The 22,312-nt window shown below is 41.1% G+C and carries 18 protein-coding genes and 1 pseudogene; 14 read left to right on the forward strand and 5 right to left on the reverse strand.

The features are described 5' to 3' along the window. Window positions 1–114 precede the first annotated feature (114 nt). From PSF67_RS08585 to PSF67_RS08625, 10 genes and pseudogenes are all read left to right on the forward strand, one after another. Window positions 115–1,995: a phage tail tape measure protein gene (locus PSF67_RS08585; protein WP_140178982.1), complete on the forward strand. Its 1,881-nt coding sequence runs from the start codon at window positions 115–117 to the stop codon at window positions 1,993–1,995. Window positions 1,996–2,045: 50 nt separating this feature from the next. Next, window positions 2,046–3,449, forward strand: coding sequence for a DNA circularization protein (locus tag PSF67_RS08590; RefSeq protein WP_140178984.1), 1,404 nt, complete (start codon window positions 2,046–2,048; stop codon window positions 3,447–3,449). Next, on the forward strand, window positions 3,446–4,510 hold the full coding sequence (locus tag PSF67_RS08595; protein ID WP_140178986.1) for a phage baseplate assembly protein: 1,065 nt from the start codon (window positions 3,446–3,448) through the stop codon (window positions 4,508–4,510). Before PSF67_RS08590 ends, PSF67_RS08595 begins: the two co-directional genes overlap by 4 nt. A gap of 2 nt (window positions 4,511–4,512) precedes the next feature. Then, on the forward strand, window positions 4,513–5,097 hold the full coding sequence (locus PSF67_RS08600; protein WP_166184967.1) for a phage baseplate assembly protein domain-containing protein: 585 nt from the start codon (window positions 4,513–4,515) through the stop codon (window positions 5,095–5,097). Then, window positions 5,097–5,528 carry a phage GP46 family protein gene (locus PSF67_RS08605; RefSeq protein WP_140178990.1) on the forward strand — a complete coding sequence of 144 codons (432 nt, stop codon included), beginning with the start codon at window positions 5,097–5,099 and terminating at the stop codon, window positions 5,526–5,528. The genes PSF67_RS08600 and PSF67_RS08605 overlap by 1 nt, the downstream gene beginning before the upstream one ends. A 2-nt stretch (window positions 5,529–5,530) precedes the next feature. Then, window positions 5,531–6,670: a baseplate J/gp47 family protein gene (locus tag PSF67_RS08610; protein WP_140178992.1), complete on the forward strand. Its 1,140-nt coding sequence runs from the start codon at window positions 5,531–5,533 to the stop codon at window positions 6,668–6,670. Continuing rightward, the gene (locus tag PSF67_RS08615; protein ID WP_272676776.1) at window positions 6,667–7,263 is read left to right on the forward strand and encodes a YmfQ family protein; all 597 of its coding nucleotides are present in this window, start codon (window positions 6,667–6,669) and stop codon (window positions 7,261–7,263) included. The genes PSF67_RS08610 and PSF67_RS08615 overlap by 4 nt, the downstream gene beginning before the upstream one ends. A 46-nt stretch (window positions 7,264–7,309) precedes the next feature. Next, window positions 7,310–7,442, forward strand: a pseudogene (locus tag PSF67_RS22040) (phage tail protein); the annotation flags it as partial. 398 nt (window positions 7,443–7,840) lie between these two features. Next, the gene (locus PSF67_RS22045; protein WP_336313784.1) at window positions 7,841–8,629 is read left to right on the forward strand and encodes a phage tail protein; all 789 of its coding nucleotides are present in this window, start codon (window positions 7,841–7,843) and stop codon (window positions 8,627–8,629) included. Next, a complete protein-coding gene (locus PSF67_RS08625; protein ID WP_166184958.1) occupies window positions 8,629–9,246 on the forward strand; it encodes a tail fiber assembly protein in 618 nt (205 codons plus the stop codon). The genes PSF67_RS22045 and PSF67_RS08625 overlap by 1 nt, the downstream gene beginning before the upstream one ends. Window positions 9,247–9,292: 46 nt before the next feature. Here the strand turns inward: PSF67_RS08625 and PSF67_RS08630 are convergent, their stop codons facing one another. The 3 genes from PSF67_RS08630 to PSF67_RS08640 form a co-directional block, all read right to left on the reverse strand. Then, entirely contained in the window at window positions 9,293–11,119 is a 1,827-nt protein-coding gene (locus PSF67_RS08630; RefSeq protein WP_166184955.1) for an acyltransferase family protein, read from the reverse strand. A gap of 154 nt (window positions 11,120–11,273) precedes the next feature. Then, window positions 11,274–11,519, reverse strand: a complete 246-nt coding sequence (locus PSF67_RS08635; protein ID WP_140179000.1) for a DinI-like family protein — start codon at window positions 11,517–11,519, stop codon at window positions 11,274–11,276. 83 nt (window positions 11,520–11,602) lie between these two features. Beyond that, window positions 11,603–12,685 carry a tyrosine-type recombinase/integrase gene (locus PSF67_RS08640; protein WP_166185038.1) on the reverse strand — a complete coding sequence of 361 codons (1,083 nt, stop codon included), beginning with the start codon at window positions 12,683–12,685 and terminating at the stop codon, window positions 11,603–11,605. Between the two features lie 100 nt (window positions 12,686–12,785). Here PSF67_RS08640 and dusA point away from each other — a divergent pair, with 100 nt between their 5' ends. Next, window positions 12,786–13,823 (forward strand): tRNA dihydrouridine(20/20a) synthase DusA, encoded by a 1,038-nt coding sequence (gene dusA, locus PSF67_RS08645; protein ID WP_272676777.1) that lies wholly within the window; start codon window positions 12,786–12,788, stop codon window positions 13,821–13,823. Between the two features lie 54 nt (window positions 13,824–13,877). Here the strand turns inward: dusA and PSF67_RS08650 are convergent, their stop codons facing one another. Further along, window positions 13,878–14,861: a quinone oxidoreductase gene (locus PSF67_RS08650; protein WP_272676778.1), complete on the reverse strand. Its 984-nt coding sequence runs from the start codon at window positions 14,859–14,861 to the stop codon at window positions 13,878–13,880. Window positions 14,862–15,073: 212 nt separating this feature from the next. Here PSF67_RS08650 and dnaB point away from each other — a divergent pair, with 212 nt between their 5' ends. The 3 genes from dnaB to PSF67_RS08665 all read left to right on the forward strand — a co-directional run bounded on the left by dnaB (window position 15,074) and on the right by PSF67_RS08665 (window position 19,151). After that, complete coding sequence (gene dnaB, locus PSF67_RS08655) at window positions 15,074–16,486, forward strand: replicative DNA helicase (protein ID WP_004260904.1); 1,413 nt, start codon at window positions 15,074–15,076, stop codon at window positions 16,484–16,486. Between the two features lie 286 nt (window positions 16,487–16,772). Further along, a complete protein-coding gene (alr, locus tag PSF67_RS08660) occupies window positions 16,773–17,855 on the forward strand; it encodes an alanine racemase (RefSeq protein ID WP_210848954.1) in 1,083 nt (360 codons plus the stop codon). 102 nt (window positions 17,856–17,957) lie between these two features. Next, window positions 17,958–19,151 carry an amino acid aminotransferase gene (locus tag PSF67_RS08665; RefSeq protein ID WP_166267309.1) on the forward strand — a complete coding sequence of 398 codons (1,194 nt, stop codon included), beginning with the start codon at window positions 17,958–17,960 and terminating at the stop codon, window positions 19,149–19,151. Between the two features lie 83 nt (window positions 19,152–19,234). Here PSF67_RS08665 and uvrA read toward each other — a convergent pair whose 3' ends face one another. Beyond that, window positions 19,235–22,069 carry an excinuclease ABC subunit UvrA gene (uvrA, locus tag PSF67_RS08670; RefSeq protein ID WP_102139106.1) on the reverse strand — a complete coding sequence of 945 codons (2,835 nt, stop codon included), beginning with the start codon at window positions 22,067–22,069 and terminating at the stop codon, window positions 19,235–19,237. Window positions 22,070–22,312 lie beyond the last annotated feature (243 nt).

Here is a 22,312-nt window from a genome sequence, read left to right on the forward strand (position 1 = left end):
CAGCTGAAGCAACGTATTTTTATAAATGGGGGCCACACGAAGCGTGGTCACTCACTAAAAGTCGGTTGCTGTGGTGGGTAGATAATGCAAATCGAATAATCAATAGAGGTAAAAATGGCGGGTAACACATTTGATTTTGAATTAGTTGCAGATGATAAAGCGAGTGGCGTTATCCGTCAGATAGAAACGGAGCTCAGCCGTTTACGTCCAAGTGTTCGCGATGCTAAAGAAAATTTGAGTTTAGGGGGTAACGACACAGTATCTAGCATGGGTGCTGTAGGGGATAAATTACGGGATATTTCCGATGTCGCCAAGAATGGCGTACAAAACATTGGTGATATGATCCCCCCGTTAAAAAATTTTGGCGAATTATCAAGTAAGTACCTCGGACTTGCTAAGAAGATTGGGGGGATTGGTGCAGTTGGCTATGCGGGCTATCAGATGGCTGCTCAGATCCGCGATGAGGGGCGAAAAGCGACAGAAGTTTCAACCAGTGCGAAAAGTATGGGGATGACGGTAGAAGAAGAAACTCGGTTAACGGGTACTCTTCAGCAACGCGGGGTTGATGAACCAGAAGCCCGTCAGTCTATGTCGGGATATTATGTCGAACTGGATAAAGCAGTTAAAGGCCAGAATAATGAGCTTCTTGCTTCAATTCGCCAAATTGGTGCGAATATCTATCAGAAACAAGATGGTAAGGTTGATGTTACTAAGACATTGCAGAGCCTTGAAAAAGCAATATCGAAAATGCCTGAAAGCCGTAACTGGGAGTTACAGAGTAAAGTTGGTCTTGATAACAATATGTTGGGGCTAATGAGAGAAGGCAAATTTGATGAACGGCTAGAAAAGTCGGATCAGCTCGGTTTAACTCGTCATACTGAAGTGGTTGAAAAACTGAGCAAGTTAGATACAACACTGAATGAGTTGGGTGCTGCATGGGATGGATTAAAAACAAGAGGTAAGGATAAGGTCAATAATGTATTTTCTGATGATTCCGTTGTTGAAGGGCTTGGTGGTATACAAGAACTGATGACTTATGGGCCTGATAGTGCAGCAATCAATAGAACACTGGGTTTTATTAATGGTGACGAATCTAAAATATTACGTTGGGCATACGAAACCCCTGAATTTTATGACAAGTTAGATTGGGGGGATCAGGCTGCGGTTAGTCTTGGATTTATGACCGATAATGTTCAGAAAGAATACGATAAATGGCAAAAATTGCATACACCTCCAAAAATAGTAGAGCCCGTACCTGATTATGGAGAAGTACCTGATAGTTTTGTTCAAGATGAAAAATATAACCCTAATCGTCGCGGATTGAGAAATAATAATCCTGGTAACTTAATTGCAGCCCCAAATGCAACAGGGCGAGATTATGGTAACAATCATTATTATGCGCAGTTTGCTACCCCTCGCGATGGTATTGCGGCTATGTCACGACAATTAATGTTGGATGCAGAGCGAGGCTTGAACACGATTGATGGTTATATGCAAAAATATGCCCCATCAAAATCAGGTAATAATACTCAGGGTTACATTGATAGAGTTTCAACAGGAACAGGGTTTGGTCCTTATGAGCAGCTCAATATGCATGATCCTGATGTGTTAGCCAAAATCATCCCTCATATGATTAAAGTAGAAAACATTGAGCAACCTTATAGCTACGAGCAAATAAGAGAAGGTATTATGGATTCGATAACTGATGATAGATGGAAAGGGCTTAGAAATCCAACTAAGGTTATGGAACAGCGCGACATGATTGCATTGCGTGAAGAGCAAAAGAAATCTGAGCAACGCTCACAAGTTGTGCCATCAATAAATACGGATAATCAAGCAACTCAAGCCGTTGATATGATCACTAATGCCTTATCTGAGGCGCTACAGCAAAATACTAAGTTGGAAATTACTGTTGTGAGTGGCGATAAAAAAACAACGCAGTATTTGACACCTAAATCAAACGGTAAAATCACTGTCCCTATGGATATGCAGTAGATAAATTATTGTAAGCCTTGTTTACGGTTTTTTTTATTTCTGGAGTTCCCATGGCATTAATTAAAAACGAATTATCTTCTTTATTGGGAGAGGATATCTCTTGGTCATGGTCTGAACATTTACGCCAAGCTTCATTTAGAGGAATTCCGTTTGGTGTCATGTCGGGCGAGGGCGTATTTGGTCGTCGTGTTGCGGTACATGAATACCCTTACCGAGATCAAGCATGGGTTGAAGATTTAGGTCGTAGCACTCGACGAATTACAATAAAAGGTTTCTTAATTCAAGATAGCCTTGTTTATGATGCGCCCGATGTCTTTACTCAGCGTGATAATTTGATTGCGGCTTGTGAGGAAGGAAATACCGGCACATTAATTCATCCCACGCTTGGTGAATTGACAGTTAATATCACTGAAAGTGGTCTCAGAATTAATGAAAATGCTGACAATGGGCGAGTATTTGAATTTGATCTGGTGGTTATTGAATCGGGTTTAAAGGTTTTTGCGATCACTGAAGCTGAAAGCACAGGATTACTGACGTCTAAAAATTGGTTAAAAACAGCAACCACTACAGCAGCAAAATACATCTCATTAGTTAAAGGCGAAATGCGAACTATTACCCAAACCATCGAAACCATCAAAAATACAGCTGATTTTTGGGTGATGATGGCCACTAAAACCGTTAATGAGGCAACCAACCTTAGCGACTCTTTAGGGAGCATATTCGGTTCTGATCAATATGGTCGCTATCAAACAGGGACTCTAGGTGGTTCGGTATCCGGTGCGACGGGAAAGAAAGTCATGACGGATTTATCTTCTGACGATAATGCATTGATTGAAAAACAGTTAACCGCTGTAACCATTGACCGTGAAAAAATCGAGTTGCAATTAAATTCGGTATTAATAGCAAAAGATCCTGAGCAATTTTGCCAAAGTATTCAAGATGTCATTTTGCAAATCATGGAAATGGCCAGCAGCATTGAGCGACGCATGTTGTTGCTCTCTCAGCTATCCCAATTTGAGTACCCAAATCATCAAGAAGATAGTCAAAGCATCCGAGTTACTCAATTAACAGTGACTTATTTATCCGTTGTCACGGCTGCTGCGGTAGCAACCCTCTCGACACAAACATTACCTAGTAGTAGTAATGAAGCAGCGAACCAACAACGTGAGGTGTGTGCCGTGATTGATAATGCACTCACACAAGTGGGCGATCTTGCTATGGATGATGTTTATCAATTAGTTAATGAGATGCGTAGATCGGTTGTGACTCAGTATATTTATAAAGGCGCAGAAAGAGGGCGACTTGCTCTATATTCGCTACCATCAACGCTGAGTGCCTTACATATTGCTAATCGACTTTATCAAGATGCTAGCCGCAGTGATGAGTTGGTGATGGAGGTTGAACCAAGGCACCCTGCTTTCATGCCAAACCAATTTAAGGCATTGAAAAAATGAGTGAAAAAAATGTGAATGAAGTTTCTTTGCTGATCAATGGGAAGCGTATTATGGGATGGGATAGTATACGAATTACACGTGGTATTGAACGATTCCCTAGCGACTTCGAATTGTCATTGATGGACTTCTATCCAGCAACGGATGAAAAGCAATTAGTTAAAGCGGGTGATGCTTGTGAGGTATTGATTGGTGAGGATAAAGTCGTTACGGGCTATATCGATAGTTGGAATCCAGCCATTAATAAAACGCAGCATCAGATCCGCGTTTCAGGGCGTGGAAAATGCCAAGATTTAGTCGATTGCAGCGCTAATTGGGAAAATAATGTTATTAGTCAATCCAATGCGTTACAGATAGCGAAGAAACTGGCCAGCTGGTATGACATAGACGTCATTAGCGATATTCCAGAGGGCCAATTTCAGAACATCCCTCAATTCACGCTTAATTGGGGGGAATCCTCACAACAAGTCATTGAGCGAACATGCCGTTGGTCTGCATTACTTTATTATGAACTCCCTGATGGGAGTTTATTTTTATCTCGAGCTGGAACCGAGGTTGCAGCAAGTGGTATTTCTCAAGGTTTAAATATTGAAGAGGCCAATTATTCAGATTCAATGAGTAATCGATACTCGGAATACATTGGTGTTTCTTTATCAATATCCCCAATGAATGGTGACTATTCTTCCGTTGAGAATGCGAGAGCACAAGATCCTGAAGCTGATAAAATGCGGTACCGCAATTACATCACGATTGTTGAAAGTAACCTTATTACGGCAAGGCGAGAGCAGGAAGCGATTAACTGGGAAATGAACCGTCGCTATGGGCGCTCAAAAGAGTTACGGGTTGTGATTGATAGTTGGCGCGATGTTGATGATCAATTATGGCGACCCAATACGTTAATTCCTATCAATATCCCGATATTTGGCCTTGAAGATAAACAATGGTTGTTGTCTGAAGTTGTTTTTATTCGGGGCAGTGATGGAACCAAGGCGATCTTAACGTTAATGCCCCCAGAAGCCTTTATTGTTGAGCCATACGAATTCTATCAAACAATTAGGATGTGATGATGAGCCAGATTTTAAGAGACATCAAAACGCGTATCGCAATGATGATTGGCTTCGGCAAAATCACATTGACAGAAGATAGTGGTAATACTCAAAAAGTCCAATACCACAATAATATGGAAGTGAGAGATGGCACAATTCGTTACACCGATTTTGGTTTTTCTTCCTCTCTTCCTGCAGGGTCTGATGTTTTAATTGCTTACCTTAATGGTAATCGCTCAAATGCAATCATTTTTGCTAGTAACCATCCTTCATCAAGGCATCAAAACCTGAAATCAGGCGAGAGTGTACTTTATAACCAATGGGGGCTGCATATTCTAATGACCGAAGAAGGCATTGTGATTGAGGCAAAAGATAAAGAGGTGACGGTAAACAATGCTAATAAAGTCACGGTGAATGCGTCAACTGAAGTATTGTTAAATACACCAATACTAAAAGTGACGGGCGATATTATTGATAATTATGAAGGTAATAAATCGACGTTAAAAGCGTTGCGAGACAGCTATAACAGACATAATCATGATGTCAAAAATGTCCAATCGGGTGGTAGCAATATCACCAGCGAAGCTATCAAGGAGAAAGTCTAATGTCAGATATTTCAACGTGGTGGCAAGTTGATGAAAATCACGCGGATTGGCTAAAAGGCTCTGGTGATGTGTTATCAGGGGATGATTTACAATCAGCCATTATTATCAGCTTATTTACCGATGGGTTAGCTCGTTCGGATGACAATATTGATGAGAGTTACCGCCGTGGCTGGTGGGCAGATCTCGGCTCTGACTATAACATTGGTTCACGATTATGGTTGTTAAATAGGCAAAAGTTAACGGTGAGTATTGCGAAACAAGCTGAAGATTATGCGCGTGAAGCACTAAAGTGGTTAACTGATGATGGGGTTGTGTCTTATATCGAAGTGGGTACTCAGATTATTTACCCCAATAGATTAAACATGATTATTCGTTATCACCGCCCCGGTGATGAGCGAGATTTACGGTTCTTCTGGGTCTGGGAGGCGTAGCAATGCCCTTTAAACGAAAAACACTCTCAGAATTACGAGAGCAAAATGAGCAATTTTTACGATCTGAATTAAAAGAGCCTGGTGCATTACTGCGATTTTCGAATATGCGAATACTGGCAGATATGGATGCGGGTATGGCTCATATGCATTATGGGTACTTGGATTATATCGCGAAACAAACAACTCCTTTTACTGCAACTGGAGAGTGGCTAGCGGGTTGGGGAGCATTAAAACGTGTTTTCCGTAAAGCACCTCAGCGAGCACAGAGTCAATCGGTTAAAGCGACGGGGTTATCAGGCTCAGTGATCCCGAAAGGTTGCAAACTTAATCGTGGTGATGGTTATCAATATCAAACAACACGTGAAGTAACAATCAATATTCAGGGTGAGGTGTTAGTTTCGATTATTGCCATTTTACCCGATATCAATAAAAACCCAGAAGGTGGAGGTTCATTAGGTAACAGCCCATCTGGAACCCAACTCACTTTAGATATCAGTATTGTTGGTGTTGCTTCTGAATTTGTAGCTATTGACCCAATTGTTGGAGGAACAAATATTGAGCCAGAAGAAGCCTTTCGTAGCCGTATTTTAGAAGCCTATCAAAATCCTTCTCAAGGTGGTAATGCCTCCGATTATGTTGTTTGGGCTAAAGAAGTGCCGGGTATTACGCGCGCGTGGGTTCGACGTAGATTGCTCGGTGCGGGTTCGGTAGGCATCTATATTATGTGTGATGCAAATACTAACGATGGCTTTCCCATCGGCACAGATGGACCCGCAACAAAAGAAGCTTATCAAGTTCACGCAACTGGTGACCAACTTCGCGTTGCTGACTATCTTTATGATCTGCAATCAGTCACAGCACTCGTGTGGGTCTGTTCGCCCATAGCAAAGAAAATTGATTTTGTTTTCAGTGGTCTTTCTCATATTGACCAAGAAACTAAACGAAAACTTGAAGGGGCGATTGATGGTTTTTTTTATGAAAATAGCAACCCTGCAGATGTGAATATCATTAACCCTTCTGATATTGATCGTGCAATTTTTGCTGTGTTAGGGCTTGTGGGATATCGACTCGTTTCACCCAGCACAGAAATTGAATTAGGTATTGGTGAAATACCCGTTCGTGGGGAGGTTGCTTATCAATGACCCCTTATACGGTTGAAGACTACACCAAAGCGTTAATTAGCCTTGCTCCGCAGGGATTAGCGTGGAATTGGAAGCCTAATTCAGTGATGCATGCTGTGCTTAGAGGCCTTGCACGTAATTATCAAAGTTCTGATCTCGATGCGATTCAACTTCTCAGTGGTGCATTTCCGAAAACAGCGACAGTGATGTTGCCAGAGTGGGAAAAAACATTAGGTTTACCTGATGATTGTGCTATCGGAGAAATGGATAGCTTACCTAAACGACAAGGTGCTGTAGTTTCTAAATTAGTGAGTTCAGGTGGACAATCAAAAGCCTATTTTATCAACTATGCCGCTGAGCTCGGTTACACCATTACCATTACTGAATTTAGACCCGCACGATGTGGCATATCAGCCTGTGGTGACCCACTCAATGGCGAGGATTGGCCTTTTGTTTGGCGCGTGAATGCAGGGGATACAGTAATCAGCTATGCATTATCGGGAGTGAGCTATTGCGGTGATCCATTACGTTCGTGGGGCAATCGATATTTAGAGTGTATGTTTAATAAGTTATCTCCACCACACACGATTCTTCAAGTTAGCTACCTCCAATAACTTCTTTCTATTTATTTTTATCACCTTCACTGAGTGAGGATTAGTCATGAAAAAAATTGGTGATATCACCAACACTGCCGATAAAAACGGTGAATTTACTGATGGTAACGTCGCAGCAGGAACACCACCCACTCAATTAATGGGGGCATGGTTTAACTCAGTTCAGCGCGAAATTTTAAATGTTCTAGCCAAAGCGGGTGTACCTCAGTCTGCAACGAAAGAAGATCAGCTTGCTGAAGCAATAACAAAAATAGTTGCTGGTGCGGGATATCTTCCGACTGGTTACAGCTATTCAAAAATTGAATCTGACGATAAGTATTCAACAAAAAATGAATTAACCACGGGACTTAACGATAGGTTGCCGATAACAAGACCTGAAGCATCTGAATCATTAATAATAAAAAGCGTTAGTGATTATGCGAATTTATCGCTACGAAAAAAAGCCGGCAGTGCTGGTGAATGTGTTGATATTGAAACAATGCCTGACGCTAACAAAGGATCATTGAACATTATTTATCGTGATAAAGACGGTAAAAATATTGCTGTTACTGAAATTCCCAAGAAATCAGGAACGGCAATGCTAATTGGGGATTACGGGCTTGGCAACAACGGTGTTTCAGGTGAAGGGTTAGTCAATAATTACTCAACACCTGTTGGGTTTTACTATGTTCATGAACATCTTGGTGGTTCTCCTCAAAACATTGGCGGTAATTGGTCATTTATACAAGCCCCGTCTTCTTATCCAACATATCGTTGCCAATTGGGTTTTTCAGACCGTGGCAGCTCATCAGGAACACTTTTTCTTCGTTTATTTTCTGCTGGAAAAGAGAGTGACTGGGCGCGTTTTTATCATGATAAAAACACAACAACAGACCGAAACGGTAACGTGAAAGTTTCAGGGGCGGCTGATCATCTTAGCGATTGTAGAGTCGGTGTTCCATTGCCATGGCCTCAAACTACTGCACCGACAGGTTATTTAATCTGTAACGGCCAAACATTCAATAAAATAACCTACCCTCTTTTAGCAATGGCCTACCCATCTGGTGTATTACCAGATTTGCGGGGAGAGTTTATTCGCGGGCTTGATGCTGGCAGAAATGTTGATAGTGGTCGCGCTGTTTTATCCAGTCAGGGGGATGCAATGCGCTCGTTGTCAGGCTCGGTAAGACTTCAAGGAACCGAATCTATATCACAAGAAACAGGAGTGTTTAAAAACGCAGGTGCATTTGAAAATATAAACTCTGGACATGGAACAGGAAACCATACAAGTAGAATATTAGGTTTTGATTCATCAGGCGTGACGCCTACAGCAAATGAAAACCGTCCGCGCAATATTGCATTTTTATATATCGTGAGAGCAGCATAATGAACAAATATAATTTAGAAATTACACAAGGTGAAATCGGCCAGGATGGTTTTGTATCAAAAACGGGATGGGTAAAAACCTATTGCATCAATGAGGCAACACGCGAGTACATCGGCGCGACAATGGAGCATATTACCATCGGTGGAGGTTTACCGGCTGGCGCTTATTTAGATGTGCCACAATTACCCGAAAAAGACGACATTGCCATAGTTCGAAGCGCAGATGAGCTATCATGGTTACATGTTACAGACCATCGTGGCAAAACAGCATATAGTACAGAAACACGCCAGCCTATTGAGATAGATTTCATTGGAGATTTGCCCGATACACTGACTCTTTTAGAGCCAAAAACTGAGTTCGATATGTGGAACGGTAAAAAATGGATAACAGATACCGAAGCCCAAAAAGCCGCCTTAGTTGCCGAAGCTGACAACGAAAAATCCCAGCGATTGAATGAAGCGAATAGTACGATCACATATTTGCAGGAAGCGGTTGACGTTGACTTAGCTACAGAAGCGGAAGCTGACGCACTGCAAGAGTGGAAAAAATACCGTGTTCTACTCAATCGCGTTGATACATCAACAGTACCAAATATCGAATGGCCACAAAAACCATAAATTGGATGCATTAAAAGAAAGGTGGCAAAAGCCACCTTCATTAACATTAATTAAATTTGGCGATTTCATCAAAAATATATTTTCCAACGATTGATGAGCCATGCTTCGTTAAGTGATTAGTATCTGTAAATAAAGGCGTGTTACCATCAATAATGGTGCAGTCTGTGGAATTACAAATACTCATGGCTGCATTAATGTAATGAACATTATCATACATTTGAGGTAACTTTATGATATCCCTATCGATATCAGAGATAGTATTTTTAACTGTAGTGGGGCAAGATATACTATGAATTATCTTATTGATAGGTAATTCTTTTTTAGCTAAACATTGATACGTTATATAGCCAGTGTTAGGAGTGCTACCTATTATAAATAGTTCAGATCCTTTGACATCACTTATGAATGATACAATTTGCTCTTTTAGATCAAATGTACTTAAGGTTCCTCGCTGCTTCAATCCATTACCACGATCAATCCATGCAGTGGACCATAGTATCTTTTTATTAGGATGTTTATTTATAAATTCTATTATTTTACTATATCTAGGTTCACAAATTTTTTTGTTGTAATTTGAATAAAAATCTTTTGTACTTTTGCAGCCATCTAGTGCGAATGACACAACTTTCTTGTCAGAATTTTGTATATAGTAATATAGATGTTTGGCATGACTATCCCCAATCAATATGTAATCAAAATTATTTTCATTTGAATTAAAATAATATGGTTCTTCTTTATCACCAATACCTATATGACCTTCATATTTCCCTCTAAAATTAGGTAAAGATAATCCGAATTCTTTATTGCTTAGCCTTTTACTTATTCCATCTTTGCTTACATAAAATGACAACCCGACCACGATAAAAAACACAATTAGCATTTTTAAGGATGAAATTCGTTTTCTTTCCACACTGAAATGCAGTAGTAGCGAAGAAAATAAAACTATTAATAAATAAAAAATGAAGTTTATCTTTATATTTGATTGATTTAAAAAAACAAGGATAGGCCAATGCACTAAATATAGCGAATACGATAAAACACCTATCCATTGAAATGAAAAATTACTTAAGATGGATTTTTCTTTAGGCTGAGATATAACTAAAAATGCCCCAATAACAGGAATTAAGGCATAAAATGAAGGCCATAAAAGGGTAGGCGATAAAAATAAATACCCAAGAATAATAAGTAAGACCCCTAGTAGCTCTATATATTTGCACTTAGAGTTAAATCTCATTGGATATAGATATGCGATACCTCCTACGAGCATCTCCCAAGCTCTAGAAGATAACATAAAGTAAGTCTTATCGCTGATGTAAATAGAATTTATTATATTAACAATAAATAATATTATTGAAAAAAATAAAATTATTCTTCTTATATTTTCTTTTTTAGTTAGTTTAAATAAAACTATCAACATTAGAGGGTATAGCATATAAAATTGCCACTCAATAGATAAGCTCCAAGAGTGTAAAAATATTTTGTTGATTGATTCAATGTCGAAATAACCGGCTTCATTTTGATAAGCTAAGTTAGAATAAAATAACAAGGAGCTTAACGCATGCTTACCCATTAGTTGGTAGGATAACGGCTCAAAAAACACATATCCAAGTAATAAAAAAACAAAAACTACAGCCGTCAGAGCAGGAACTATTCTAGCAAATCTATGTTTTATAAAAGTAAGCAGTGAAAAATTATTTTTATCTAGCTTTGAATAAATTATTTTTGTCATTAAAAAACCCGATATGACAAAAAATACATCAACGCCTGAAAAACCACCTGTTAACCAGTTATTATTGTAATGAAAGATAATTACAGCAAGTACTGCGATTGCTCTCAATCCATTGATATCCTTTCTAAATTCTTTTGTTTTCATTTTACTGATGGTTTTTTAATAGTTAATATAGACATAACTACATGATACCAAAAATAAATTTAAAAAAAAATAGATAAAGTCACCTCTTTATAGATGACTTCTCATTATATTTAATATCTCTTTATTAGCTCAGAATAAAAAATTTATATTTTTTTCATGCTGGCACCCATGAGTCATCAAGCCAAATGTCTTCGATAATTTGATTAATTTCTTTTGCTGCGTCTTCGTTTTTAGCGCCTGTGACCACTAATGATGTTGACGAGCTTAACGCTACTCTGACATTTAGAGGGCCGTATTTATTACCCACCTTTTGTATTACCTGCTCACGTAGGGCATTGCGTACTTTTTCGGAAGGTTTATTGCTAACTTCTTTATCAAAGAGAATCTCAATACGAGGCATAATTGCAACTCCTTTTTACTGTATTTTTATACAGTATTTATATACAGTAATGAAGAGAGTTGCAATATTTATGGGGATAAAAATTATTTTTTGATAAGTTCTTCATACTTTCCATGCAACGTATTAGGGAAAAGTTCAGTATAAACTTGCCATAGTACGTTTAAAGATCTATGCCCTGTCACTTGAGCAACCTCAGCAATATTGAAACCAGCCTCAAACAACCTACTAGCCCCCTCTCGCCTTAAGTCGTGATATCTTAGATCCTCAATTCCTAATTTATTTCTAACACGCTGAAAGCCTGCCGAAACAGATCTTGAGTTATATGGAAAAATTCGATCATCTTTCTTTTCTTGTCGAAGTAAAATTTCCCATGCATTACCAAGTAATGGAACAAACATATGGTTTCCAGCTTTTTTACGGGGATCCTTTCTATCTCTAACAATAACGGAGCGCGTATTGTAGTCAACATCTTCCCATCTTATTTTACAGACTTCACCAATACGCATGCATGAAAGAATAGAGAACTCTAGAATGTCTATATATGGGATATGAGCGCCTCTATGTTCACTTCGTTTTTTTAATGCCTCTTCCAGCCTTTTTAGTTCGTCATTAACAGGTCTGCGACTTCTTCTATTGGATTTACCAATTAACCCCATTTGATTAAGTAGTGGCCTAGCTTCAAGAGTTAGATTTTTAGTATACTCAATTCCATACACAGGTTTCGCTGATTGCAGTACTGACCCCAAATAACTGACATCATGATTTACAGTGGATGGGCTAGCGCCAGCAGCATTTCTATAGCGGCAATGTTCGATAATATGATTAATAGATAATTCGTTTAGAAGTAGTTTTGATATGTCTGAATCAAGCAGCATATTTAAAACATAGGTTTTTGTGCGGCCTGCTTTACCGCCTAGATTAGGATCATTGATGTATTTATAAATTAGTTCACCAACAGTTATTTTATTAACATCGTTAGGGTTGGGGATCCCTGACTGTTCCAATTCAATAACACGTTTTGAGCCCCATGTTTTAGCATGGGCTTGCTTTGTGAATGTCTTGCTTTCGTTATAAATTCTTTTGCCGTCTTTTTTGATACTAACCGAGCAGCGATATCGCACAGTACCATCTGCTCTCATTCTTTTGTCTATGCTATAATAAGCCATCTTAATATTTTCCATGACAGATTTAGACACTGAGGACACCAAATTCAAGGTGTCCTCACTGGTGTCCTGATAAAGCAAAAATACACTAAAATAGGTCAAAATGCACGGAAACACGACAAATATAAAAAACAGTAAAAACAAGGGCTTTCAAGGTGTGATAGGCTATAAGAACATTAATAGATTTTCCGTTGCGCCTATGCTCGATTGGACAGATCGCCATTGCCGTTATTTTCATCGTTTATTAAGCAAAAACACCTTGCTGTATACTGAAATGGTCACAACAGGGGCGATTATTTTCGGAAAAGGGGACTATCTTGCCTTTAGTGAGGAAGAACATCCGGTAGCACTACAGCTCGGTGGTAGCGACCCAGCCGCATTGGCACAATGTGCCAAGCTGGCGCAAGAACGTGGTTATGATGAAATTAATTTAAATGTCGGATGCCCATCAGATCGCGTACAAAATGGGCGTTTTGGTGCCTGTTTAATGGGTGATGCCCAATTGGTTGCTGATTGCGTGAAAGCCATGCAAGACGTGGTTTCTATCCCGGTGACCGTAAAAACCCGTATTGGTATTGATGAGCAAGACAGCTACGCGTTTTTATGTGATTTTATTGAAATCGTTTCTGATAAAGGCGGTTGTGAGATGTTTATTATCCATGCGCGTAAAGCATGGCTATCCGGCCTTAGCCCAAAAGAAAATCGCGAAATCCCACCATTAGATTATCCGCGAGTTTATCAATTAAAACGTGATTTCCCACATCTGACGATGGCCATTAATGGCGGTATTAAAACGTTAGAAGAAGCCAAACAGCATCTTCAACATTTAGATGGTGTGATGGTGGGGCGTGAAGCTTATCAAAACCCGTCTATTTTAACAGCAGTTGATAACCAATTGTTTGGTGAGCACTTTCCTATCACCAATGGTGTTGATGCAGTTAGGGCGATGTACCCTTATATAGAAAATGAATTAACAAAGGGCGCCTATTTAGGTCATATGACGCGGCATATGTTAGGGATTTTCCAAGGTATTCCTGGTGCGCGCCAATGGCGTCGGCATTTAAGTGAAAATGCGCATAAAAAAGGGGCGGATCTAGCCGTTGTTGAGCAAGCTCTGGAGTTTGTCACTCGCGGTGAATAGCTACATATGGGAAAAAAAGCGCCAATTGGCGCTTTTTGGCTGTCATATGGCTGATTATGGAATTAACAAACTCGAACCTTGGGTTTTTCTCGATTCGATAGTGACATGCGCTTTTTGTGCATCTTTTAAAGCAAAAATTTGTGATTGCGGTACATCCACATTCACTTTACCGCTTAAAATCATATCAAATAAGGCATTACTAGCTTGGTCTAGCTCAGCACGGTTAGTCACATAAACGCCTAACGATGGGCGAGTAACGTATAACCCGCCTTTTTGGTTTAAGATCCCCAAATTCACGCCAGTGACAGGGCCTGAGGCGTTACCAAAGCTAACCATCAAGCCACGGCGTTTGAGTGAGTCTAATGAGGCAAGCCATGTGGATTGACCAACAGAGTCATACGCTACATTCACTTTTTCGCCATTCGTGATTTCTTTCACGCGAGCTGCAATGTCTTCTGTTTGGTAATTGATGACTTCCCATGCTCCGGCATCTTTGGCTCTTAACGCTTTATCTGCAGAACCCACTGTGCCTATCATCTTAGCGCCTAGTGCATTTGCCCACTGGCAAGCTATCAGCCCAACACCGCCTGCAGCGGCATGGAACAGAAAGATTTCGTCACGTTTCAGTTGATATGTCTGATGGAATAAATAATAAACCGTCATACCTTTTAATGAGCTGGCTGCGGCTTGTTCAAACGTAATACCATCTGGGAGGTGAGCGACCGCATTTTCAGGAACATTGTGGACTTCGCTATAAGCACCTAGTGGGCCTTGCGCATAAACGACACGGTCACCGGGCTTGAAACCTGTGACATGAGCACCGGTTTTTACAACAACACCCGCTGCTTCTGTACCAAGACCACAAGGCAGATTAGCGACAGGGTATAAACCACTGCGGACATAGGTGTCAATAAAGTTAATCCCGATAGCACGGTTTTCAATTTGAATTTCGTTATCTGCTGGATTTGCTGGGGAGTAATCTACCAAGTTAAGGACGTCAGCGCCGCCATGTTGCGCGAACTCAATACGTTTTGCCATGACAATCTCCAATAAGAACCATTCATTTTAATTACAATAACAATCGTTTTATCATAACGCCATGTTTCAATCAGAAGAATTATAGGTTTGTGCTTTCAGTGAGGTATTTTATCTTGTGATGACTTTGCGTAAAGATGCAAAGAAAACCACAAAAAAATAAGATTGGCGTATACTAAGCGCAGATCGTTAATTATAGACTTGGATATTAATGTATGGCTAAAAAACCCTCATCAAATTTCAAAACGGATGCCCCACGAGACCACCAAATGGAAGGGTTAAAACTTCCTCCTCATTCTCTCGAAGCGGAGCAGTCTGTTTTAGGGGGGTTAATGTTAGATAACGAGCGTTGGGATACCGTTTCTGAACGTGTGACTCATGCTGATTTCTTTAGCCGACCCCACCGCACTATTTTCTCGCAAATGCAATTTTTGCTTGAGCAAGGCAAACCTATTGACCTTATTACTCTATCGGAATCACTAGAACAACAGGGTGAATTAGATAGCGTCGGTGGTTTTGCTTATTTGGCTGAGCTATCTAAAAATACGCCAAGTGCGGCGAATATTAATGCTTATGCAGACATCGTCCGCGAACGTGCGATAGTTCGCGATATGATTTCTGTTGCTAATGAAATTGCGGATGCAGGTTATGACCCACAAGGGCGAAGCAGTGAAGACCTCCTCGATTTAGCCGAAACTAAAGTTTTCCAAATTGCCGAATCAAGAGCGAATAAAGATGAAGGGCCGAAAGGCATTGAAGCCATTTTGTCGGAAACTGTTGAAAAAATTGAGCAACTTTACCAGCAGCCTCACGACGGTGTTACTGGGGTTTCAACAGGTTACCAAGACCTCGATAAAAAAACTGCAGGTTTACAAGGTTCTGATTTAATTATTGTGGCCGCTCGTCCATCGATGGGGAAAACCACTTTTGCAATGAACTTGTGCGAAAACGCGGCGATGACGGAAGAAAAACCGGTTTTAATCTTCAGTTTAGAGATGCCAGGTAACCAAATCATGATGCGTATGTTGGCATCATTATCCCGTGTTGACCAAACCCGTATTCGTACTGGGCAACTTGATGATGAGGATTGGGCGCGAATTTCAAGCACGATGGGTATTTTGATGGAAAAGCGCAATATGTACATCGATGACTCTTCGGGCCTGACTCCCACAGAGGTTCGTTCACGTGCGAGGCGTATTTACCGTGAACATGGTGGTTTAAGTTTGATCATGATTGACTACCTACAATTGATGCGAGTTCCTGCGCTTTCTGACAACCGTACGTTAGAAATTGCCGAAATTTCACGTTCACTTAAGGCGTTAGCGAAAGAATTAAATGTACCGGTGGTGGCACTGTCTCAGTTGAACCGAAGCCTTGAGCAACGTGCTGATAAACGCCCAGTTAACTCGGATTTACGTGAATCAGGGTCTATCGAGCAAGATGCGGACTTGATTATGTTTATCTACCGCGATGAAGTTTATCACGATAATAGTGAGCTCAAAGGCGTTGCTGAGATTATATTAGGTAAACAGCGTAACGGGCCAATTGGTACAGTGCGGTTGACGTTTAATGGGCAGTGGTCGCGCTTCGATAATTATGCGGGGCCGGCTTATAACGACGAGGACTAAATACTCCTCATAAATACTCGTCATATTTCGCGCTGTCGCGGTGTTGGCTTCATTCCCTAATCCTAGTCACATACTTGTGTATGCTCCTAGGCTTAGCTCAATCGCCGCCTAGCGACAACGCAAACTATTTAGAGTATTGGAACTAGCGTATTAAAATTAAATGATCCATAAAAATAATATCGAATGGAAATTGATATTTTTTAGCGTATAACAAATAGAGAACATATTGGGCTGCCAAAGGGCAGCTTAATTTTTAGCGGGTTTAGAGAAAAAGAACGAGGAAACAATGAAAGCGGCAACCGCATTGATAAACCGCCGCGCTCTGCGACACAACTTGCAACGGGTGAAAGAAATTGCACCAAATAGCCAAATGATTGCAGTTGTCAAAGCAAACGCTTATGGTCATGGGTTAGTAGGGGTTGGTCAGGCAGTAGAAGAGCTGGTGGATGGCTTTGGGGTGGCAAGGCTCAACGAGGCGCTATTGCTGCGGCAACATGGTGTGGTAAAACCGATTGTGTTACTGGAAGGTTTTTTTGAGCAGTCTGACTTGTTGTTGATGGCAGAAAACCAGATTGATACCGTGATCCACTGTATTGAACAACTTGAAATGCTAGAGGCCACCAAATTGCCTTATCCTCTTAAAGTTTGGATGAAATTAGATACAGGCATGCACCGCCTAGGTGTCCTCCCTAAAGATGCTGAAGGCTTTTATCAACGTTTACAACGCTGCCAACAAGTTCAGCTTCCTATCAACATTGTTAGTCATTTTTGCCAAGCGGATGCCCCCCATTTACCGACAACTGAAAAACAAATTGCCTGCTTTAAACAGTTTATTGCTGATAAAGAGGGGGAAAAATCCATTGCGGCCTCCGCGGGGATTTTACTTTGGCCAGAAGCTCATTATGACTGGGTACGTCCAGGGATCATGATGTATGGCGCTTCGCCACAAGAGGGGAAAAGTGCACAAGACTTCGGTTTACTTCCCGCGATGACACTAAAATCAACATTAATTGCGGTTAGGAAACATGCGGCAGGGCAATGTGTAGGTTACGGTGAAACATGGTGCAGTGATAAAGAGACTCTGCTTGGTGTTGTTGCAATCGGCTATGGTGATGGTTATCCACGTAACGTACCTTCAGGTACACCCGTGTTAATTAATGGACGAAAAGTGCCTATTGTTGGGCGAATTTCCATGGATATGACCGTGGTGGATTTAGGGTTAAATGCCAATGATAAAGTGGGTGATGACGTTATTTTGTGGGGAAATCAACTACCGGTTGAAGAAATTGCCACACAAACGGGTATTATCAACTATGAGTTGCTGACAAAGTTAACCTCTAGAGTTGCAATGGAATATGTAGACGAATAGCCAGCAAAGGGTTATTTTCAGATAACAACGTAAAAATGGCGCTAAATAGGGCAAATCATCGCTTGGTTTATTTAGCGTAAAATAATGATTAGGAGATGTCCTGTGTTCGAACATGTTGATGCTTATCCGGGCGACCCAATTCTGTCGTTAATGGATGAATTTAATAAAGACACTCGTGAAAATAAAATTAATTTGAGTATCGGTCTTTACTATGATGGTGAAGGGAAAACCCCTGAACTGGCGACAGTCGGTACGGCAAAAGCAGCGTTAAATAAACTGCCAGCAAGCGCATCACTGTATTTGCCTATGGAAGGTTTGAAAGATTACCGTACTGAATTGCAAAAATTAGTATTTGGTGAGGATTGCCCATTAATTGCACAAGAGCGTATTGCTACTGTGCAAACCATTGGTGGTTCTGGTGCATTGAAAATTGGTGCAGATTTTTTACATCAATATTATCCAGATTCCGAAGTGTGGTGCAGTGACCCAACTTGGGAAAACCATGCTTCTATTTTTTCAGGTGCGGGTACAAAAGTGCATTATTACCCATACTTTGATGAAAAAACTAAAGGCGTTAAATTTGATGAAATGTTAGCAACATTCAAAAAATTACCTGCTAATAGCATCATCCTAATGCACCCGTGCTGCCATAACCCAACAGGCTCCGACCTGACTCCTGCACAATGGGATGAAGTCACAAAGGTGGCATTAGAGCGTAAACTGATCCCATTTTTAGATATTGCTTATCAAGGTTTTGCAGAAGGCATTAATGAAGATGCTTACGCTATCCGAACGATGGTTAAAGCTGGCTTGCCTGTGTTCGTTAGCAATTCATTCTCTAAAATCTTTGGTATTTACGGTGAACGTGCCGGAGGGCTATCCGTTATTTGCGAAAACCCAGATGAGCGCGACCGTGTATTAGGTCAGTTAAAAGCGGGCGTTCGTCGCTTATACTCAAGCCCGCCATCGAATGGCGCAAAAATTGTTGCAGCGGTATTAACCAATAGCGCAGAAAAAGCCAAATGGTTAGCAGAAGTGGAAGAGATGCGTTTGCGTATTTTAGACATGCGTACGGTACTGGTTGATGAGCTGAAAAAAGCATTACCAAACCACAATTTCGACCACTTGTTAAAGCAACGCGGTATGTTCAGTTACACTGGTTTTTCTAAAGAGCAAGTGGCTCGCCTGAAAGACGAATTTGCGGTTTACTTGGTTGGAACTGGCCGTGTTTGTATGGCAGGCGTCAATCGCCATAATGTTAAACGTATTGTGGAAGCATTTGCTGCGGTTAGCTAATAACTCTTAGCTATCGTAATAATTATCAGGGAGCAAAATACTCCCTGATAATCTTCTTACTTATTTTTTAATGGCCTTTTTACTTAGTAGCCGCGTTCTAAAATCGTTTTTAAGAACCTTGCAGTGTGAGATTTTTTGCACTCAGCCACTTCTTCTGGTGTGCCGGCAATTAAAATTTCACCGCCACCGCTCCCTCCTTCAGGGCCTAAATCAACAATCCAGTCTGCCGTTTTAATCACATCAAGGTTGTGCTCAATCACTACAATGGTGTTTCCTTGGTCACGAAGTTGATGTAAAACGACCAAAAGTTGCTGGATATCAGCAAAGTGCAGGCCTGTTGTCGGTTCATCCAATATATAGATAGTTTGCCCTGTTCCGCGTTTGGATAGCTCTTTGGCTAATTTCACACGTTGTGCTTCACCACCGGATAGCGTCGTTGCTGATTGGCCGAGACGGATATAGGATAAACCAACGTCCATCAGGGTTTGTAGCTTGCGAGCAAGGGCAGGTACGGCATCAAAGAATTCACGAGACTCTTCGATGGTCATATCCAGCACTTCATGGATATTTTTACCTTTATATTTAATTTCTAGTGTTTCGCGGTTATAGCGTTTGCCTTTACATTGGTCACAAGGGACATACACATCAGGTAAGAAGTGCATTTCAACCTTAATGACGCCATCACCTTGGCAAGCTTCGCATCGGCCGCCTTTAACGTTAAAGCTAAAGCGCCCTGGGTTATAACCACGAGTTCGAGACTCAGGCACACCGGCAAATAATTCACGAACAGGTGTAAAAACACCGGTATAGGTAGCAGGGTTGGAACGTGGTGTACGGCCTATTGGGCTCTGGTCAATATCAATGACTTTGTCAAAGTGCTCTAAGCCTTCTACATCCAAATAAGGGGCAGGGGTGATGGTGGTTGCCCCATTTAATTGGCGTTGAGCAATAGGGAATAGCGTATCGTTTATTAGTGTTGATTTACCTGAGCCAGACACACCAGTGATGCAGGTAAATAACCCGACAGGGACTTTTAATGTCACATTCTTCAGGTTATTGCCCTTTGCCCCAAACACCGTCAGCATTTTATCTTTATTAATTGGAACGCGTTTTTGTGGAATGTCAATTCTGCGCTCACCGCTTAAAAATTTACCAGTGAGTGAATCTGGGTTTGCGACAATATCTTCCAGTGTTCCTTGGGCAACAATTTGCCCACCATGCACCCCAGCACCGGGTCCGATATCAATCACATGGTCTGCAGCGCGGATCGCGTCTTCGTCATGTTCAACGACGATCACGGTATTTCCTAGATCACGAAGATGGATCAATGTTTCAAGTAAGCGATCATTATCCCGTTGGTGTAAGCCAATTGAAGGTTCATCAAGAACATACATCACTCCCACTAAACCAGCACCAATTTGGCTTGCTAAACGAATGCGTTGTGCTTCACCACCAGACAAGGTGTCAGCAGAACGTGAAAGTGTCAGATAATTAAGCCCAACATTGACGAGAAATTTCAGGCGATCGCCAATTTCTTTTAAAACTTTTTCTGCGATTTGAGCGCGCTGACCTGTGAGTTTTAGGTTCTGGAAAAATTCCATTGCGTGGCCAATGCTGTAATCTGCGATTTCAGGCAATGTCGTATTTTCAACAAATACAAAGCGTGCTTCTTTACGTAAGCGAGTCCCATGGCAAGAAACACATGGACGGTTACTGATATATTTCGCTAATTCTTCACGGACAGCCGTTGATTCTGTTTCTTTATAACGACGCTCCATATTATTGAGCACGCCTTCAAAAGGGTGTCGGCGCACGGTGATGTCACCACGATCATTACGGTATTTAAACTCAATCGTTTCTTTGCCTGAGCCGTATAAAATAATTTTTTGAATGGCAGGGCTCAGAGTGTCATAAGGGGCTTCCACATCAAATTTATAATGCTCAGCTAATGACATCAGCATTTGGAAATAGTAAAAATTACGGCGATCCCAACCCCGAATTGCACCACCCGCGAGTGAGATTTCAGTATTTTGAATGACTCTTTCGGGGTCAAAAAACTGCTGAACACCTAAGCCATCACAGCTCGGACAGGCACCTGCAGGGTTGTTAAAAGAAAATAGGCGAGGTTCAAGTTCCACCATGCTGTAGCCGCAAACGGAACAGGCAAAATTGGCAGAAAAAACCAGTTCTTCTGCATTGGCGTCATCCATATCTGCAACAATTGCGGTACCGCCAGACAGATCTAATGCAGTTTCAAAGGATTCAGCTAAACGCTGAGCAATGTCATCACGAATTTTAAAACGATCGACAATCACTTCAATCGTATGTTTTTTCTGTAATTCGAGCTTTGGCGGGTCGGATAGATCGCAAACTTCTCCATCAATTCGGGCGCGGATATAACCTTGACTGGCTAAGTTATCGAGTAACTTAACGTGCTCCCCTTTACGTTCTTTAACGACAGGCGCAAGTAGCATCATTCGGCGATCGGTGGGCTGAGCCAGAACATTATCGACCATCTGGCTAACAGTTTGAGCAGCAAGTGGTATGTCGTGATCAGGGCAGCGAGGTTCACCAACACGTGCAAATAATAACCGCAGATAGTCATGAATTTCTGTGATGGTTCCGACCGTCGAACGTGGGTTATGTGAAGTGGATTTTTGTTCAATCGAAATCGCAGGGGATAACCCTTCAATATGATCGACATCCGGTTTTTCCATTAAAGAAAGAAACTGGCGAGCATAAGCAGATAAAGATTCAACATAACGGCGCTGACCCTCTGCATACAGGGTATCAAAAGCTAAAGATGATTTCCCTGAACCAGATAACCCAGTAATAACAATGAGTTTGTCGCGAGGGATGATGAGATTGATGTTTTTCAGATTATGCGTGCGTGCGCCGCGGACTTCGATATTATCCATTTACCACTTCCCGGATGATTTGATATTGAACAATCGCAAGAGACTATTATCACATATTTATGGCTGAATGGATATACAGTATTTCCTATTCGTCATATTTCAAACCGTGGCGGTGTTAGCTGCTCTCAGCTACGCAGGTCACATATTTTTGTATGCTCCCCGCGATACCTTCGCTTTATTTTTACTCGTCATATTTCAAACCGTGGCGGTGTTGGCTGCTCTCTGCGATATCTTCGCTTGCCG

Source organism: Providencia sp. PROV076 (assembly GCF_028483405.1).
GTDB lineage: Bacteria > Pseudomonadota > Gammaproteobacteria > Enterobacterales > Enterobacteriaceae > Providencia > Providencia huaxiensis.